The sequence below is a fragment of the Mycobacterium sp. NBC_00419 genome (genome assembly GCF_036023875.1).
GTDB lineage: Bacteria > Actinomycetota > Actinomycetes > Mycobacteriales > Mycobacteriaceae > Mycobacterium.
On sequence record NZ_CP107931.1, the window covers coordinates 561,000 to 578,072 of the forward strand.

Consider the following 17,073-nt stretch of genomic DNA (forward strand, 5'->3'; position numbering starts at 1 on the left):
CTCAGGCTCCGATGGCCGAGAGCCACTCGCCGTAGAACAGGGCCACGCCGAGACCGCACGCGATCGCGGTCAGCAGCCAGAACCGGATGATCACCGTGGTCTCTGCCCAGCCCACCAACTCGAAGTGGTGGTGGAACGGTGCCATCCGGAACACCCGTCGCCCGGTGGTGCGGAACGCCAGGATCTGCACGACGACCGAGGTCACCTCGGCGACGAACAGCGCGCCGAGCACCACCGCCAGCACCTCGGTGCGGCTGGTCACCGACAGCCCGGCGATGATCCCGCCCAGGGCCAGCGAGCCGGTATCCCCCATGAAGATCTTGGCCGGGGCGGCGTTCCACCAGAGGAACCCGATACACGCGCCCGCGGTGGCGGCGGCGATGAGCGCCAGGTCCAGCGGGTCGCGCACGTTGTAGCAGCCCAGGCCCGGCGCAGTGGCGCAGGCGTTGCGGTACTGCCAGAACGTGATGAGCACGTAGGCCGCGCTGACCATCGCCATGCTGCCGCCGGCCAGCCCGTCGAGGCCGTCGGTGAAGTTCACCGCATTCGACCAGGCACTGACCACGACCACGACGAACAACACGAACAGCAGCGGGGTCAACGTGACGGTGGCGATCTCGCGCACATACGACAGCTCCGGGCTGCCCGGCGTCAGACCGTCGGCGTTGCGGAACTGCAGCACCAGGATGCCGAACAGCACGGCGGCGGTGATCTGGCCGACGGTCTTGGCCGTCTTGTTCAGGCCGAGGTTGCGGGAGCGGCGGATCTTGATCAGGTCATCGACGAAACCGACGGCGCCCAGCGCGGTGGCCAGCGCCAGCACCAGCAGGCCGGAGGCCGACGGGCCGCTGCCGTCCATCGCCAGCCCGACGAGGTGGGTGCCGAAGTAGCCGGCCCAGATCCCGGCGATGATCGCCACCCCGCCCATCGACGGCGTGCCACGCTTGGTCTTGTGGCTCGGCGGGCCGTCCTCGCGAATCTCGTGGCCGAACCCCTGCTTGGTGAACAACCGCACGAGCACCGGGGTCAGCAGGATCGACACCGCCAGCGAGATGCCGACGGCGATGAGGATCAGTCTCATGGAGTCGTCACCAACGCTTCGGCCAGCGTGCTCAGGCCCGCAGCGTTGGACGCCTTGACCAGGACGACGTCGCCGGGCTCCAGCTCGGCACGCAGCAACTCCAGGGCGGCGTCGGCATCGGGGACCATGATGGACTCCGAACCCCAGGAACCCTCCATGACCGCCCCGTGGTGCATGGCGCTCATAGGCCTCCCGGTTCCGACGACGACAAGTCGACTGATATCTAAGCGCACCGCCAGCCGGCCGATGCGGTCGTGTTCAGTTATCGAGTCTTCTCCGAGTTCCCCCATCTCGCCCAGAACCGCCCAGCTGCGCCTGCCCTGCGGGCGCGCCATCACCGCCAGCGCCTGCAGTCCGGCGCGCATCGAGTCGGGGTTGGCGTTGTAGGCGTCGTTGACCACGGTCACCCCGTCAGCGCGGGTGTGCACCTCCATTCGGTGCCGCGACGCCGGGCCCGCGCCGGCCAGCGCCGCAGCCACCTGGGCCAGGCTCGCTCCGCACTCCAGGGCGATCGCCGCCGCCGACAGCGAGTTGCTCACCTGGTGCTCGCCGTGCACCGCCAGCGCGACGTCGACGGATCCGTCGGCGGTCGCCAGGGTGAAGCGGGGCCGGGCCAGCTCGTCGAGTTCGACGTTCTCGGCGCGGACGTCCAATCGCCGATGGCCTCGCTCGGCGCCGTCGCCGCGGCCGACCCGCACCACGCGTGCGACGGTCTTGGCGTCCATCGCCGCCACGTACGGGTCGTCAGCGTTGAGCACCGCCACGCCAGTGGACGGAAGTGCTTGTACCAGTTCCGATTTCGTCTCAGCGATGATCTCTCGCGAGCCGAATTCACCCAGGTGGGCGGTACCGACGTTCAGGACGGCCGCGATCGAAGGACGCGCGATGGCGGCAAGGGCGGCGATGTTGCCCGGATGGCGCGCCGACATCTCGAGAACCAGGAAGTCGGTGTCGGCGGTGGCCCGCAGCACCGTCCACGGGTGACCGAGTTCGTTGTTGAACGAGCCGGGCGGGGCCACCACCTCGCCGAGCGGGCGCAGCACCGCGGCGATGAGGTCCTTCGTCGAGGTCTTGCCCGACGAGCCGGTGATCCCGATGATCCTCAGGCCGCCCTCGGCCAGTTCGGTGGCGACCGCGGCGGCGAGTGTGGCCAATGCGGCCAGCACCGCCGCCCCCGAGCCGTCGGAGTCGTGTTCGAGCACACCGGCACCCGCGTCGGCGGCGACCGCCGGCGGCACCACGATGGCCGGGACGCCGACCGGCCGGGCGGCCAGCACCGCGACCGCCCCCGCCTCGACCGCGGCCGCGGCGAAGTCGTGCCCGTCGGAGCGGGCACCCGGCAGCGCCAGGAACAGGCCACCGGGGCCCAGCGCCCGGGAGTCGAACTCGACGGTGCCGGTCACCTGGATCCGGGCGGCATCGGCCGGGCTGATGTCGGCAAGTTCACCGCCGACGATCTCGGCGATCCTGGCGATGGTCAACGGGATCACGGTGCGGCTCCCAACGCTTCGAGTGCCAGGGCCAGTTCCTCGCGGTCGTCGAACGGACGGGTCTGACCCCCGCCGGTCTGGCCTTTCTCATGCCCCTTGCCCGCGATCACCACCACGTCGCCGCGGCGTGCCCACCCGACGGCGTGCCGGATGGCCGCGCGCCGGTCGCCGATCTCGACGACCTCAGCCGGTGAGCCGTTCTGTGCGACGCCGGCCAGGATGGCGGCGCGGATCGACGCCGGGTCCTCGTCGCGGGGGTTGTCGTCGGTGACGACCACCAGGTCCGCCAGTTCGGCGGCGATGCGCCCCATGGGTTCACGCTTACCCGGGTCGCGGTCTCCCCCGGCACCGAACACCACGGCCAGCCGCGAATCGGGCCTGCGCAACGTGTCCAGCACCGCCTGCAGCGCACCGGGTTTGTGGGCGTAGTCGACGACGGCGAGGAACTCTTGCCCGCGCTCGATCGCCTCCAGCCGGCCCGGCACCGATGCCTCGCGCAGACCGGGCGACGCCTGCTCGGGTGACACCCCGACGGCATCGAGCATCGCCAGTGCGAGAAGGGCATTGGCGACGTTGAAGCGGCCGGGCAGCCGGAGGCGCAGCCGGTGGTGCACCCCGGCGGGGTCCTGCGCGGTGAACTCCTGAACGCCGTTGTCGAGCACGGTGATGTCCTGTGCGCGCCAGTCGGCGGGGTGGCCGTCGGCGCTGACGGTCACCACCTGGCCGGCGCGCCGCGCCATCGCCCGGCCCGCCTCGTCGTCCACGCAGACCACCGCCCGCTCCGCATGTACGGCAGAGCCCGGGTCGAACAGTTTGGCCTTGGCCTCGAAGTAGGCCTCCATCGTCGGGTGGAAGTCGAGGTGGTCGCGCGAGAGGTTGGTGAACCCGCCGACGGCGAACCGGATGCCGTCCACCCGGCCGAGTTCCAGTGCGTGGCTGGACACTTCCATCACCGCGGTGTCCACGCCCTGCTCGGCCATGACCGCCAGCAGCGCTTGGAGAGCGGGCGCTTCCGGCGTGGTCAGCGCGCTGGGCACGTCGCGCCCGGCGATGCGGACCCCGACCGTGCCGACCATCCCGGGCACCCGTTGCGCCGAGACCAGGCCGGCCTCGATCAGGTGTGTCGTCGTGGTCTTGCCGGAGGTGCCGGTGACGCCGAGGACGACGACCCGGTCCGAGGGGTGGCCGTACACCGCGGAGGCCAGCTCACCGAGCACCGCCCGCGGGTTCGGATGCACCAGAACCGGCACCGGGGTGGGCTCGCCGAGCCCGCCATGGATCACGGCCAGACCGTCCGCGTCGGTGAGGATCGCCACCGCGCCGCGCTGCACGGCGTCGCCGGCGAAGGCGGCGCCGTGCGACGACGATCCGGGCAGCGCCGCGAACAGGTCGCCGGGCACGGACTCCTGCCCACGCAGCGTGACCCCGGTGATCCGGACCTCGGGGACAGCGCCGCCGTTGGCCGGTACGGCACCGATCCGGGTGGCCAGCGTCGGCAGTGCCAAGGCCGGTGTCGTACGGGGCCGCAGGGGGTTGGTCATCGGATTGACACCCTACCGAGCCGAGGCGGTCGCCCGGCTACTACATGGCCTGCAGGGTCAGCGGCGGTCCGGGGTCGGCCGACAACGGGACGTTCTCCCGCTGCAACAGCCAGGCGGCGATGTTGTGGAACAGCGGCGCCGCCGAGTGTCCGGCCGAGCCGTCGGCATTGCGTTGCGGGTTGTCCATCATGATGCCGATGACGTAGCGCGGATCGTCGGCCGGGGCCATCCCGGCGAAGGTGATCCAGTAGACGTCGCTGTAGTAGCAGCCGCAGGCGGGATTGATCTGCTGGGCGGTGCCGGTCTTGCCCGCGATCTGGTAGCCCTCGACCGCCGCGGCGGCACCGGTGCCCTGCTGGTAGCCCATCGGGTCGCGCTGCACGACGGCGCGCAGCATGTTGCGGACCGTGCGGGCGGTGTCGGGCGAGACCACCCGGATACCGGCGGGCCGCGGCTCCTCGGTGCGGGTGCCGTCTTCGGCGATGGTGGCCTTGAGGATGCGCGGCGGGATGCGCACACCATCGTTGGCGACCGCCTGGTACATCCCCGCCATCTGCAGCAGGGTCATCGAAAGACCCTGGCCGATAGGAAGATTGGAGAACGAGCTGCCTGACCACTGGTCGATGGGCGGGACCAGGCCGGAGCTTTCACCGGGCAGGCCGACGCCGGTGCGCTGGCCGAGGCCGAACTTACCGAGCATGTCGTAGTAGCGTTCCGGCCCGACCCGCTGCGCGAGCATCAGGGTGCCCACGTTGGACGACTTACCGAACACGCCGGTCGTGGTGTAGGGCATCACGCCGTGCGCCCAGGCGTCACCGACGGTCACCCCACCCATGTCGATCGAACCGGGCACCTGCAGGACCTCGTCGGGATTGGACAGGCCGTACTCGATGACCGAGGACGCGGTGACGATCTTGTTGACCGACCCCGGCTCGAACGGCGAGGTGACCGCCAGGTTGCCCATCTCCCTGTCGGCCTGACGGCCGATGTCCTGGCTCGGGTCGAAGGTGTCGTCGTTGGACATCGCCAGCACTTCGCCGGTCTTGGCGTCGAGCACCACCGCGGAGACGTTCTTGGCGCCGGAGACGTCCTTGGCCTGCTGAACCTGCTGCTGGACGTAGAACTGGATGTCGTCGTCGAGGGTCAGCTGCACGGTCGAGCCGTCGACGGCGTCGTGCTTGTTGCGGTAGCTGCCCGGAATCACCACTCCGTCGGAGCCGCGGTCATAGGTGATGGAGCCGTCGGTGCCGGCGAGCTGGGAGTCCATCGCGTCCTCGAGGCCGAGCAGGCCGTGCCCGTCCCAGTCGATGCCGCCGACGATATTGGCCGCCAGGGCCCCGCCGGGATACTGGCGCAGATCCTGTCGTTCGGCGCCCACCTCGGGGAATTTCTTGATGATCGCGGTGGCGATCGCCGGGTCGACCGCGCGGGCGAGATAGACGAAAGGCTCGTTGCTGCGCAGCTTCTTGAGCAGTGTGGCGGCATCGGGCTTGTTGCCGAGCTTGGCCGAGACATCCTTGGCGATCTCCGCCAGCCGTTTGTCGGGGTCCGGAGCCGACGGCGAGGCCTGCTTGGCCTCGGCGAGTTGCTTTTTGATCTTGGCGGGCTGGAAGGTCAGCGCCCTGGCCTCGATGGTGAAGGCCAGCTTGTCGTTGTTGCGGTCGACGATGCTGCCGCGCACCGCCTTCTCGACATCGGTGACCTTGAGCTGGCTGGCCGCCTCGGCCCGAAGACCCGCGGCCTTGGGCACCTGAAGGTTGAACAGCTGTGCGGCGGCGACGAGCAGCGCCACCAGGATGACGACGTTGCCTGCCCGGTGGCGGAACGCGAATCCGGCTGTGCGCGATTCGGTTTCGGTGGCCTGACGGGTGCGACGTGCCGTGGCGGCGTGTCCCTGGCCGGTGGCGGGTGCCTTCGCGGGCAGCGCAGCGCGCTTCCTGCTGCTGCCGGCGGCCCGCGGGCCCGGCTTGGGACTACGACTCATTGGGCTCCTCCGGTCGGCGGCACCGCAGGTACGACGGGGGCCGCAGCGGGGGCAGCAGCGTCGGCCGGAGCAGGCGGTTGCCCGACCGGCAGCTGCGGGGCCAGTGCGGGCGGCAGCCCGGTGACCGGGGCGACGATCGCCGGCGGCACCGTCGCCTGCGGGTCCACCGGGACCAGGGTCAGGCCGGGCGCGGCGGGCGGGCCGGGCAGCGTCGCGGCCGCCGGGGCGTGATCGGTGGCCGACGGCAGGTGCACCGGGACTTCAGCACCGGCGGCGGGCAGCTGACCCGCCAGCGGCGTGATCCGGGTGGGCACCTCGGCGGCACCCGGGCGCGGTTTCGGGGCGGCCGGTGGCGCCGGTGCCGCTGGGGCAGGCGGCCTTTCATCGGGCAGCTTGGAGTTCAGCGGCGGCGGCGGCGCACCTTCGGCCGGCTTCGGCTTGCCCACGACGATCCAGTTGCCCGACGGATCCTGGACCAGGTGAGCAGTGTCCTTCGAGGGGATCATGCCGAGAGTGCGGGCCGCTTCGGCCAGCGCCGGGGCGGACTCGGCCTCGAGTACGTCCCGCTCGAGCGCTTCCTTCTGTTGGGTGAGTGCCTCATTGGTGGCCCGCGCGGTGCCCAACTGGTAGGACCGCTGCGCGGCGTCGGTGGACAGCCACAGGGTGACGGCCAGCCCGACCCCCAGGGATCCGATGACGAGGACCACAAAGGGCACCTTCGCCATCAGGGTCTGCGGGCGAAGGTCGATGGTGGCCAGTCGGGCGATCAGCCGTTCGCGTAAGGGTACGCGGACGACCTTGGGCGCCTTGGCTTTGCGCGCCTTGGCGCGGGCCTTGGCCTGACTGGTGGTCTTGGGCCGGGCCGGGCGCTCGACGGGCCGCGGCATCGGGGCGGTCTGCGGACCCTGCTTGAGCGCACGAGGTTCGGAAGGCCGGCGGGCCGATGCCCCGCCGCGGGGCCGCGCGTTGCGCGTCGCGCCCTCGGTGCTGCGCCGCCGTGCCGCGGTGCCCTTGCCCTTCTTGTCTTTCTCGCGATCCGCGGGACCGGCTTCCTTGCGCCCGACCTTCATGACTACTTCCCTCCCCGTCCCGGGTTGCCAGTCGTGACGCGCTCGACGGCCCTCAGCCGCACCGGCGCACTACGCGGATTTCGTTCGATCTCGTCGGCGTCGGCCCGCTCCGCACCGCGGGTGAGCGCCATGAATTCCGGTTCGTAGCCGGGCAGTTCGACGGGCAGACCCTGCGGTGAGCGCGAGGCCGTCGCCTCTGCGAAGGTGGTCTTGACGATCCTGTCCTCCAGCGACTGGTAGGCCATCACGACCACCCGGCCGCCGGGTCGCAGGGCCGCGAGCGCGGCAGGCAGCGCCGCGGTCAGCGAGTCGAGTTCGGCGTTGACCGCGATCCGCAGCGCCTGGAAGGTGCGCTTGGCGGGATGGCCGCCGGTGCGCCGCGCCGGGGCGGGAATGCCCTGGTAGATGATCTCCACCAGTTCGCTGGTGGTGGTCAGCGGGGCACGCTTGCGGCGCTCGACGATCAGGCCGGCGATGCGGTGGGCGAACTTCTCCTCGCCGAAGCGGCGCAGGATATCGGTCAGTTCAGCGCGCTCGTAGGTGTTGAGGATCCCGGCTGCGGTCAACGGCGCCTCGGGGTCCATCCGCATGTCCAGTGGGGCGTCCTTGGCGTAGGAGAAGCCCCGCTCGGGCTGGTCGAGCTGCATCGAGGAGACACCCAGGTCGAACAGCACTCCGTCGACGGATTCAGTTGTCGCGCAGTCTGCTTCAGCCAGCGCATCGACGATCCCGTCGTAGCGGGTCCGGACCAGGGTGATGCGGTCGGCGAACGGGGCCAGCCGCTGCTCCGTCTTCGCCAGCGCGGTGGGGTCGCGATCCAGGCCGATCAGGCGCAGGCCGGGGAAGTCGGTCAGGAAGCGCTCGGCGTGGCCGCCCGCGCCGAGGGTGGCGTCGATGAGAAGGGCACCGGATCCGTCGGCGGCGGTACGGGTGAGCGCGGGAGCCAGGAGTTCGACACAGCGGTCCAGCAGTACGGGGATGTGTCCGTGGTCGGCGGTGTCAACCACGACAGAACCTCCCGGTAAGTCAGACGGTGCACATGCACCGAGGTCCCTGTCCGAGTTGGCGAACCTGGCGTTGGGGAAGTACGTCAGGGTCGGTTCGGGCAGAGGCCACGATGCACGGGCCAGGTCAGATGATGTCGCTGAGTGCTTCATCGCTGGCCGCGGAGAAGTTCTCTTCGTGGGTCTCTTGATATTCCTGCCAGGCCTGGGCATCCCAGATCTCGAGGAAGTCGACCGCTCCGATCACCACGCAGTCCTTCGAGAGGTTCGCGTAGCGGCGGTGGTCGGCGGACAGGGTGATCCGGCCCTGCGCGTCAGGATGCTGTTCGTCGGTGCCGGCTGCGAGGTTGCGCAGGAACGCACGGGCCTCCGGATTGCTCCGCGAGGTCTGCGCGGCCCGCCGGGCCAGCTGCTCGAATTCCGTACGCGGATAGACAGCCAGGCTGTGGTCTTGACTTTTGGTGACCATCAACCCTCCTGCCAGCGCGTCGCGGAACTTGGCGGGCAGTGTCAGCCGCCCCTTGTCGTCGAGCCTGGGCGTGTAGGTACCGAGAAACATCCCCGCACCTCCTACGCCCCGGAGCCTCCTTCGCTCCGTTAACCGCCACAATACCCCACATTCCCCCACTTTGCGCCACGTTGCAGGTGCATTTCGGGGTGTCTGCACCACCTTCTCCCACCAGGAAGCACCCTGGGGGTGGCAACAGACCGGTCGTAGAGGTCAAAAGGCCTGATCAACGGCCGGTGGGGCATGGTGGGGGGTGTGTGTGAGCGCGCGCCGAAAAGCGACACTCGTAGCGCCGATCTGGGCGCAAAAAAACGGGGCAGCCTGGTGGCTACCCCGTTATCGGATCCGCGGTCACTCGTCGAAGCGACGCCGGAAGCGATCCTCCATACGGCTGGTGAACGAACCGGCTCCCTTGACCCGGCGCTGGCGCTGACCCGCCGGACTCGGACCGGACGGGCCGCCGTCGCGGCCGCCGACAACCCGCGGGCCGGTGATCGCGAACACGACGCCGGCGAACATGACCAGGAAACCCAGCACCGACAGGATCGGGAAACTTCCGATCATCGTGGCTTTGAACGCCACTCCCGAGACCAACATGGCCAGGCCGATGACGAAAAGACCAGCACCCTGAAGGCGCCTCCGCGTCGACGGTGCCCGCAGATTCCCGCCCCGCACGCTGGAGGCGAACTTGGGGTCCTCGGCATAGAGAGCGCTCTCGATCTGATCGAGCATGCGCTGCTCATGATCGGAGAGTGGCATTCGTCCCTCCTTGCCGACACAGCCGGTCACGATTGGCGATAAAGACATGGCAGCCCAGCACGTGCCGGGCAACTAACCAAATGATACGAGGTGAAGGTGCGCCGTACCACCTAGTTGGTCTTCCCGATTGTAGCCATGTCCTGCTGTTGTTCCGCCACTGCCGCGGCGATGTCAGGCTGCCGTCACCGGTCGGGCCGAAGCGCCGGGGCCGGTACGAAGATAATGGCGGTGTACCCGTGACCGATCTGCACGCGAAGAAGGGCTCCCAGGCGTTGGCGACATTCCTCATCGACCTGTCGCCCACCGACATGCAACGCCGCCTTCACGATGCGTTGACGGTGTACGTCGACGCGATGAGATATCCCCGCGGAACCGAGGGCCAGCGGGCCTCGATGTGGCTCGAGCACACCCGGCGGCACGGCTGGAAGGCCGTCGCCGCGGTCGAGACCGACACCGCCGCCGGGTCGGAGCCCTCGGCCACCCAGCTGGATGCCGCACCCCTGCTCGGCATTGCCTACGGCTACTGCGGGGCGCCCGACCAATGGTGGCAACAACAGGTCGTCACCGGACTTCACCGTGTCGGCGTGCCGCCCGAGGACATCAGCGACCTGATGAGCAGCTATTTCGAGCTGACCGAGCTGCACATCCATCCGCAGGCCCAGGGCCGCGGACTCGGTGAGGCCCTGGCCCGCCGGCTGCTGGCCGGACGCCACGAATCCAACGTCCTGCTGTCGACGCCGGAGATCATCGGCGAGGCAAACCGCGCGTGGCGGCTGTACCGGCGGCTGGGGTTCGTCGATGTGATCCGGGGCTATCACTTCGCCGGCGACCCGCGGGCCTTCGCGATCCTGGGACGCGCCCTGCCGCTGTGAGTGGGCACGCCACCGCGTCGGGTCTGGCACGATACCCCTCGTGTCCAACCGACCCCGCCTGCGCGCACTGACGATGCTGCTGCTGATCGTGGCGCCACTGATGGTCGGCTGCATCCGGGTCCACGCCTCGATCACCGTCACACCGGACGATCGGGTCTCCGGCCAGATCGTCGCCGCAGCAAAACCTCGTAACAACGACGACCAGGGGCCGCAGTTCGACCTGAACGTGCCCTTCAGCCAGAAGGTCGCCGTCTCGAAGTACGAGTCCGACGACTACGTCGGCTCCGAAGCGGTGTTCTCCGACCTGACCTTTGCCGAGGTCCCCCAGCTGGCCAACCTCAACCGGGAAGCCACCGGGGTGGACATCTCCCTGCGCCGCGCCGGGAACCTGGTGATCCTGGAAGGCCGCGTGGACCTGACCAACCTCAGCGACCCCGATGCCGACGTGCAGTTCACCGTGGCTTTTCCCGGTGAGGTGACCTCCACCAACGGCGACCGGATCGACACCGACGTCGTCGCATGGAAGCTCAAGCCCGGCGTGGTGTCGACGATGAGCGCCCAGGCCCGCGTCACCGACCCGAGCACCCGGTCGTTCACTGCGGCGGCGCTGTGGCTCGGGCTGGCTGCGCTGGTCGTCGCGGGGCTCATCGGCACCCTGGCCTGGCACAGCCGTGACCAGTCACCCCGATTCGCCAGCGCCGACCAGGGCGACGAGTAGGGCCGGCGACTAGGGCGGCGAATAGGGCGGCGTATAGGGCGGCGAAATAGGGCTAGGTAGGGCAAAACAGCGGTCACGCTCTACTCTGGTTGAACCCGCCAAAGGTCGGGACGTACACAGGAAGGGGCGTCGCGCTGAGCGTCGAAGCAACAGCTCCGTCGGCCGTCGAACTGGCCAGCGCCGTCACCGAGCAACTGCGCAGTTACCTAGCCCAGCGCCGCGCGCAGGCCGCCTACATCGGCAGCGACTACGACGGCCTGATCGCCGCGCTGGAGGACTTCGTGCTCCGCGGCGGCAAACGGGTGCGCCCGGCGTTCGCCTACTGGGGCTACCGCGCGGTCACGGCCGATCCCGGCACCGCCGTCGACGACGACATCTTCCTGCTGTTCTCCGCCCTGGAACTGCTGCACGCCTGCGCCCTGGTGCACGACGACGTCATCGACGACTCGGCCACCCGGCGCGGCATGCCCACCGCACACGTGCACTTCACCGAGCTGCACCGCAGCCAGAGATGGAGCGGCTCCCCCGAGCAGTTCGGCCGGTCCGCGGCGATCCTGCTCGGCGACCTGTCGCTGGTGTGGGCCGACGACATCGTCGCCGGAGTCGACGTGCCCCGCGAGACCCAGCTGCGGGTGCAGCGGGTGTGGTCGGATATCCGCACCGAGGTTCTCGGCGGGCAGTACCTCGACATCGTCGCCGAATCCAGCGGCGCGGAGTCGATCGCCTCGGCGATGAACGTCAACACCTTCAAGACCGCCTCGTACACGATCTCGCGGCCCCTTCAGTTCGGTGCGGCAGCCGCCGCCGACCGGCCTGACGTGCAAGAGCTGTTCCACGAGATCGGGACCGATTTCGGGGTGGCGTTCCAGCTGCGCGACGACGTGCTCGGGGTGTTCGGCGACCCCGCGGTGACCGGGAAGCCGTCCGGCGACGACCTGCGCTCCGGCAAGCGGACCGTACTGCTGGCCGAGGCCCTGGAGCGCGCCGATGCCACCGACCGGGCCGCAGCGGACCTGCTGCGCCGCGGCATCGGCACCGACCTGACCGACGCCCAGGTACGTGAACTGTGCGGGGTGATCGAGTCGGTGGGTGCACTGGCCGCGGTGGAGGACCACATCTCGACACTGACACGTCGTGGGCTGGCGCTTCTGGACAGCGCACCGATCAACGCGCCGGCCAAGGCGGGACTGACCGAGCTCGCCAGATTGGCCGTCGACCGGTCGGCCTAGACCCATGTCACGCACGACACCGACCACACCGACGCCGGCCCACTCTGGCCTGTCGCGACTGAGGGCCTTCGCGTCCGGCGACGAGGGACGGCCTGCCCTGCTCGGGTTCCTCGGTGCGCTCCTGATCACGATCGGCGGACTCGGCGCCGGCAGCACCCGCCAGCACGATCCGGTGCTGGAGTCGCTGCACCTGTCCTGGCTGCGGTTCGGCCACGGCCTGGTGGTGTCCTCGGTCCTGCTGTGGGGCGGCGTGGTGATGATGCTGCTGGCGTGGCTGTGGCTGGGCCGTCGGCTGATCCACACCGGGGTCACCGAGTACGCGCTGAAGGCCACCACCTGGTTCTGGCTGGCTCCGCTGTTGCTCAGCGTTCCGCTGTTCAGCCGCGACACCTACTCGTATCTGGCCCAGGGCGCGCTGCTGCGCGACGGCTTCGACCCTTATGCGGTCGGGCCGATCGAGAACGACAACTCGTTGCTGGACAACGTAAGTCCGATCTGGACCACCACGACCGCACCGTATGGTCCGGCGTTCATTCTGGTGGCCAAGTTCGTGACCATGCTCGTCGGCGACCACGTGGTGGCGGGCACGATGCTGCTGCGGCTGTGCATGTTGCCCGGGCTGGCACTGCTGATCTGGGCGGCGCCGCGGGTGGCCCGGCATGTCGGCGCGAACGGGTCGGTGGCGCTGTGGATCTGTGTGCTCAACCCGCTGGTGATCATCCACCTGATGGGCGGGGTGCACAACGAGATGCTGATGGTCGGCATGATGATGGCCGGCATCGCCCTGACCTTTGCGCGCCATCATGTCGCGGGCACCATCCTGATTGCCGTCGCGGTGGCGGTGAAGGCCACCGCGGTGCTGGCCCTGCCGTTCATGGTGTGGGTATGGATGCGCCATCTCAAGGACAGCCGAAATGTCTCTGCACCACGAGCTTTCGCGACCGCGACGGCCGCGGCCATCGCGGTGTTCATTGCGGTGTTCGCCGTGCTCTCAGCCCTCGCCGGGGTGGGCCTGGGCTGGCTGACGGCGCTGGCCGGTTCGGTGAAGATCATCAACTGGCTCACCATCCCCACCGCGATCGCCAACCTGACCAACGCCGTCGGCGGCTTGCTGTTCGGGGTGAACTTCTACGCCGTCCTGCAGGTCACCCGGATCGTCGGCATCGGCGTCATCGCGGTGTCACTTCCCCTGCTGTGGTGGCGTTTTCGGCACAACGACCGGGAGGCGCTGACCGGTATCGCCTGGGCGATGCTGGTGGTGGTGCTGTTCGTCCCGGCCGCACTGCCGTGGTACTACACCTGGCCGCTGGCGGTGGTCTCAGCACTTGCCCAGTCCAGGAGGGCGATCGCCCTGATCGCCGGGTTCTCCACCTGGATCATGGTGATCTTCAAGCCGGACGGTTCACACGGCATGTATTCGTGGATCCACGTCCTGCTGGCCACGGCGTGTGCGCTGGCGGCCTGGTATGCCCTGTACCGCACCGAGGAGCCGCCGCCGCACGACGACGCCGAGGACGTAGCCGGGGTGTCGGCCGGCGCCTGATCAGTACGCCGCGGCCTGGGCCCTACGCAGGATCTCGCGCGCCTGGTGGGCGTGCAGGGCATCGACCGGGCGGGCGTTACTGATCGGCTCGCGCGCCCCGTCGCGGGTGAGCGTCAGCGACGGGTCGGGGGTGAACAGCCACCGCAGGATCTCGGTCTCGCGGTAGCCACCGTCGCGCAGCACGGCCAGCAGCCCGGGCAGCGGCTTGACCACCTGGCCTCGGTCGCTGAAGAACACCTGCGGCACCATCAGCACGCCGCCGCGCCGGAGGGCCACGAGATGTCCGTCGCGCAGCTGCTGATGCACCTTGGTCACCGGCAGGTGCAGCAACTCGGCAACTTTGGGCAGGTCGTAAAGGGGTTCGCCGGGATCGAGGACGTCATCACCGGCGGGAATGCTGCTCACAGCGTCAGTCTAGAACGGCTCCGACCGCCACGTACCATGTGTCGGTGACGTCGGACCCGCTCGATGGCGCGCTGCTGGACGGCCGGTACCGCGTGGAGACTCCGATCGCCACCGGCGGGATGTCGACGGTCTACCGCGGCCTCGACGTCCGCCTGGACCGCCCGGTCGCGCTGAAGGTGATGGACGCCCGGTATGCCGGCGACAGCCAGTTCCTCACCAGATTCCAGCGCGAGGCCAGAGCCGTGGCCCGGCTCAAGGACCCCGGCCTGGTCGCCGTCTACGACCAGGGCCTGGACGCCAGGCATCCCTTCCTGGTGATGGAACTCATCGACGGAGGCACGCTGCGCGAGCTGCTGGCCGAACGCGGCCCCATGCCGCCGCACGCCGCCGCGGCCGTCCTGCGGCCGCTGCTGGGCGGCCTGGCGGTGGCACACCGCGCCGGTCTGGTGCACCGCGACATCAAGCCGGAGAACGTGCTGATCTCCGACGACGGCGAGGTCAAGCTCGCCGACTTCGGCCTGGTACGTGCGGTGGCCGAGGCGGGTATCACCTCCACCAGCGTCATCCTGGGCACCGCCGCCTACCTGTCGCCGGAACAGGTCAGCAGCGGCACCGCAGACCAGCGCAGCGACGTCTATGCCGTCGGCACACTCACCTACGAATTGCTCACCGGCGCAACACCGTTCAGCGGCGACAATCCCCTGACGGTGGCCTATCAGCGGATGGACGCCGACGTGCCGGCGCCGAGTTCGGTCATCAACGGGGTGCCGCCGCAGTTCGACGAGTTCGTCGCGCGCGCTACCGCCCGCGATCCGGGCCGGCGCTACGCCGACGCCGCCGAGATGGGTGCCGAACTCGACGCGATCGCCGCGGAACTGGCGCTGCCGAAGTTCCGCGTTCCCGCCCCGAAGATTTCGGCGCAGCATGCCGCCGCGACGGCCTATCACAGCCGGCTGGCCGAGCAGCCCACCACCGAACACCGACCGGCACCGGGGCCCGGGCAGCCGGTCAAGAACCCCACCCGCCAGCTCATCCGTGAACCGGAGGATCGGCAGCCCTCCCCCACCGACCAGCCCGACGATCCCGCACAGCCCGATGACTATGACGAATATGGGCAGCCGCCAAGCCAATTCGCGGGTATCGACATCAACGACTTCATCTGGGCTCGCCAGCGGGCCCGGCGTGCAGTGCTGTTCTGGCTGCTGACCGTCCTGATCCTGACCGGCCTGGTGGCCGCCGGCGCATGGACGCTTGGCACCAATCTGCAGGGCCTGCTCGGAAACTAGCAGCGCCGTAGCCGTGCGGAAATACAATCGGTTTGAGCCCAACCGGTGATCCCGCAGCCGTCCGCGACAAGTATTGCGGCGGTGACCCGAGTGATCCGATTCAACGCCTTCGACATGAACTGCGTCGCCCACCAGTCCCCCGGATTGTGGCGTCACCCCGACGACCAATCCTGGCGCTACAAGGATCTCGAGTACTGGACCGAGCTGGCCAAGCTGCTCGAGCGTGGCCGATTCGACGGGCTGTTCATCGCCGATGTCCTGGGCACCTACGACGTCTTCGGCGCCAGTGACGAGGCCGCGATCCGGCACGCCGCTCAGATCCCGGTCAACGATCCCCTGCTGCTGGTCTCGGCGATGGCGTTGGTGACCCGCGACCTGGGCTTCGGCCTGACCACCGGCACCGGCTTCGAACATCCCTATCCGTTCGCCCGCCGGATGTCGACTCTGGACCATCTCACCAAGGGCCGGATCGGTTGGAACGTCGTGACCGGCTATCTGCCCGCCGCCGCGCGCAACATGGGCCAGACCGACCAGCCCGCCCACGACGCGCGCTACGACCACGCCGACGAGTACCTCGAGGTGCTCTACAAACTGTGGGAGGGATCCTGGGAGGACGATGCCGTGGTCCGCGACCGGGACCGCAGTGTGTTCACCGATCCCGCGAAGGTGCACCACATCGGTCACGCGGGAACGCATTTCAGCGTGCCGGGAGTCCATCTGTCGGAGCCGTCCCCGCAACGCACACCGGTGATCTTCCAGGCCGGCTCCTCACCTCGCGGAGTCCGCTTCGCCGCAGAGAACGCCGAGGCCATCTTCACCGCGGCACCGACCAAGGACATCCTGGCCAAGACGGTGACGACGATCCGCCGGGAACTGGAGCTGGCCGGCCGAGATCCCTACGCCGCCAAGATCTTCAACCTGACCACCGTCGTCACCGCCGCGACTGATGAGGAAGCGCACGCCAAGCACGCGGAGTACCTGTCCTACGGTGACCCGGAGGGTGCCCTGGTCTTCATGTCCGGCTGGATGGGCGTGGACCTGGCCCGCTACGGGCTCGACGAGCCGATCGGCAACGTCGACTCCAACGCGATCCTGTCGGCCGTGGCCGCCTTCCAGTCCGCCGACCCCGACGGCCGCGAGTGGGCGGTGCGCGATATCGCCGAGTGGGGCGAGATCGGCGGGATGGGCCCACGGATCGTCGGCTCCGGTGCGCATGTCGCCGACACACTGCAGGAATGGGTGGCCGAGACCGACGTCGACGGGTTCAACCTGGCCTACGCGATCACCCCCGGCACCTTCGCCGACTTCATCGAGCACGTCGTTCCGGTGCTGACCGAGCGAGGCGCCTATCAACCCGAGTACGCCCCGGGAACGTTGCGCAACAAGCTGCTCGGCCGCGGCGACCGGCTCCCGGCCGAACATCGCGGCGCGCGCTACCGGGTGGGCGGTCCGGAGTCGACGATCATCGAGAGGCCCTCGACGGTGCCGTCGGCGTCGGCGTCCACCGCAGCCCAACCGGTGAGCGGCCGCTAGTCGCACACCGCCGGTGCCGGCGCGCGAAACGGTCTCGCCGTCAAGCACTT

General features: G+C 69.3%; 15 protein-coding genes. 6 read left to right on the forward strand and 9 right to left on the reverse strand.

Going from position 1 to position 17,073, the window contains the following annotated elements; translation table 11 throughout:
- Position 1: 1 nt before the first annotated feature.
- From mraY to OG976_RS02740, 8 genes are all read right to left on the reverse strand, one after another.
- A complete protein-coding gene (gene mraY, locus OG976_RS02705; RefSeq protein ID WP_328357535.1) occupies positions 2-1,081 on the reverse strand; it encodes a phospho-N-acetylmuramoyl-pentapeptide-transferase in 1,080 nt (359 codons plus the stop codon).
- Positions 1,078-2,571, reverse strand: coding sequence for a UDP-N-acetylmuramoyl-tripeptide--D-alanyl-D-alanine ligase (locus OG976_RS02710; RefSeq protein ID WP_328357538.1), 1,494 nt, complete (start codon positions 2,569-2,571; stop codon positions 1,078-1,080). Before OG976_RS02710 ends, mraY begins: the two co-directional genes overlap by 4 nt.
- On the reverse strand, positions 2,568-4,112 hold the full coding sequence (locus OG976_RS02715; protein ID WP_328357541.1) for a UDP-N-acetylmuramoyl-L-alanyl-D-glutamate--2,6-diaminopimelate ligase: 1,545 nt from the start codon (positions 4,110-4,112) through the stop codon (positions 2,568-2,570). Before OG976_RS02715 ends, OG976_RS02710 begins: the two co-directional genes overlap by 4 nt.
- 40 nt (positions 4,113-4,152) lie before the next feature.
- A complete protein-coding gene (locus OG976_RS02720; protein WP_328357544.1) occupies positions 4,153-6,096 on the reverse strand; it encodes a peptidoglycan D,D-transpeptidase FtsI family protein in 1,944 nt (647 codons plus the stop codon).
- Entirely contained in the window at positions 6,093-7,166 is a 1,074-nt protein-coding gene (locus OG976_RS02725) for a hypothetical protein (RefSeq protein WP_328357547.1), read from the reverse strand. Before OG976_RS02725 ends, OG976_RS02720 begins: the two co-directional genes overlap by 4 nt.
- Positions 7,167-7,168: 2 nt before the next feature.
- On the reverse strand, positions 7,169-8,323 hold the full coding sequence (gene rsmH / locus OG976_RS02730) for a 16S rRNA (cytosine(1402)-N(4))-methyltransferase RsmH (protein WP_328357550.1): 1,155 nt from the start codon (positions 8,321-8,323) through the stop codon (positions 7,169-7,171).
- Positions 8,298-8,729, reverse strand: coding sequence for a division/cell wall cluster transcriptional repressor MraZ (mraZ, locus tag OG976_RS02735; protein WP_328357553.1), 432 nt, complete (start codon positions 8,727-8,729; stop codon positions 8,298-8,300). Before mraZ ends, rsmH begins: the two co-directional genes overlap by 26 nt.
- A gap of 300 nt (positions 8,730-9,029) precedes the next feature.
- Positions 9,030-9,437: a DUF3040 domain-containing protein gene (locus OG976_RS02740; protein ID WP_328357556.1), complete on the reverse strand. Its 408-nt coding sequence runs from the start codon at positions 9,435-9,437 to the stop codon at positions 9,030-9,032.
- A gap of 272 nt (positions 9,438-9,709) precedes the next feature.
- Here OG976_RS02740 and OG976_RS02745 point away from each other — a divergent pair, with 272 nt between their 5' ends.
- From OG976_RS02745 to OG976_RS02760, 4 genes are all read left to right on the forward strand, one after another.
- Entirely contained in the window at positions 9,710-10,309 is a 600-nt protein-coding gene (locus OG976_RS02745) for a GNAT family N-acetyltransferase (RefSeq protein WP_328363088.1), read from the forward strand.
- A 73-nt stretch (positions 10,310-10,382) separates the two neighbouring features.
- Positions 10,383-11,027, forward strand: a complete 645-nt coding sequence (locus OG976_RS02750) for an LppM family (lipo)protein (RefSeq protein WP_328363090.1) — start codon at positions 10,383-10,385, stop codon at positions 11,025-11,027.
- Between the two features lie 170 nt (positions 11,028-11,197).
- Positions 11,198-12,256: a bifunctional (2E,6E)-farnesyl/geranyl diphosphate synthase gene (gene idsA2, locus OG976_RS02755; RefSeq protein WP_328363092.1), complete on the forward strand. Its 1,059-nt coding sequence runs from the start codon at positions 11,198-11,200 to the stop codon at positions 12,254-12,256.
- Between the two features lie 4 nt (positions 12,257-12,260).
- Positions 12,261-13,799: an alpha-(1->6)-mannopyranosyltransferase A gene (locus OG976_RS02760; RefSeq protein ID WP_328357559.1), complete on the forward strand. Its 1,539-nt coding sequence runs from the start codon at positions 12,261-12,263 to the stop codon at positions 13,797-13,799.
- Here OG976_RS02760 and OG976_RS02765 read toward each other — a convergent pair whose 3' ends face one another.
- The gene (locus OG976_RS02765) at positions 13,800-14,204 is read right to left on the reverse strand and encodes an Rv2175c family DNA-binding protein (protein WP_328357562.1); all 405 of its coding nucleotides are present in this window, start codon (positions 14,202-14,204) and stop codon (positions 13,800-13,802) included. It abuts the gene before it with no gap.
- Between the two features lie 119 nt (positions 14,205-14,323).
- Between OG976_RS02765 and OG976_RS02770 the strand changes: the two genes are divergently transcribed.
- Positions 14,324-15,490 carry a protein kinase domain-containing protein gene (locus OG976_RS02770; RefSeq protein WP_442930492.1) on the forward strand — a complete coding sequence of 389 codons (1,167 nt, stop codon included), beginning with the start codon at positions 14,324-14,326 and terminating at the stop codon, positions 15,488-15,490.
- 81 nt (positions 15,491-15,571) lie between these two features.
- Positions 15,572-17,023, forward strand: coding sequence for an LLM class flavin-dependent oxidoreductase (locus OG976_RS02775; protein WP_328357568.1), 1,452 nt, complete (start codon positions 15,572-15,574; stop codon positions 17,021-17,023).
- Positions 17,024-17,073: the final 50 nt, after the last annotated feature.

Excerpts from the sequence above, each read along its gene's own strand:
- OG976_RS02725 (WP_328357547.1), bottom strand. The coding sequence starts at position 7,166 with ATGAAGGTCGGGCGCAAGGAAGCCGGTCCCGCGGATCGCGAGAAAGAC.
- OG976_RS02770 (WP_442930492.1), top strand. The coding sequence starts at position 14,324 with ATGTCGACGGTCTACCGCGGCCTCGACGTCCGCCTGGACCGCCCGGTC.
- mraZ (WP_328357553.1), bottom strand. The coding sequence starts at position 8,729 with ATGTTTCTCGGTACCTACACGCCCAGGCTCGACGACAAGGGGCGGCTG.
- OG976_RS02750 (WP_328363090.1), top strand. The coding sequence starts at position 10,383 with ATGCTGCTGCTGATCGTGGCGCCACTGATGGTCGGCTGCATCCGGGTC.
- mraY (WP_328357535.1), bottom strand. The coding sequence starts at position 1,081 with ATGAGACTGATCCTCATCGCCGTCGGCATCTCGCTGGCGGTGTCGATC.
- OG976_RS02715 (WP_328357541.1), bottom strand. The coding sequence starts at position 4,112 with ATGACCAACCCCCTGCGGCCCCGTACGACACCGGCCTTGGCACTGCCG.
- OG976_RS02720 (WP_328357544.1), bottom strand. The coding sequence starts at position 6,096 with ATGAGTCGTAGTCCCAAGCCGGGCCCGCGGGCCGCCGGCAGCAGCAGG.
- OG976_RS02760 (WP_328357559.1), top strand. The coding sequence starts at position 12,261 with ATGTCACGCACGACACCGACCACACCGACGCCGGCCCACTCTGGCCTG.
- OG976_RS02740 (WP_328357556.1), bottom strand. The coding sequence starts at position 9,437 with ATGCCACTCTCCGATCATGAGCAGCGCATGCTCGATCAGATCGAGAGC.
- rsmH (WP_328357550.1), bottom strand. The coding sequence starts at position 8,323 with ATGAAGCACTCAGCGACATCATCTGACCTGGCCCGTGCATCGTGGCCT.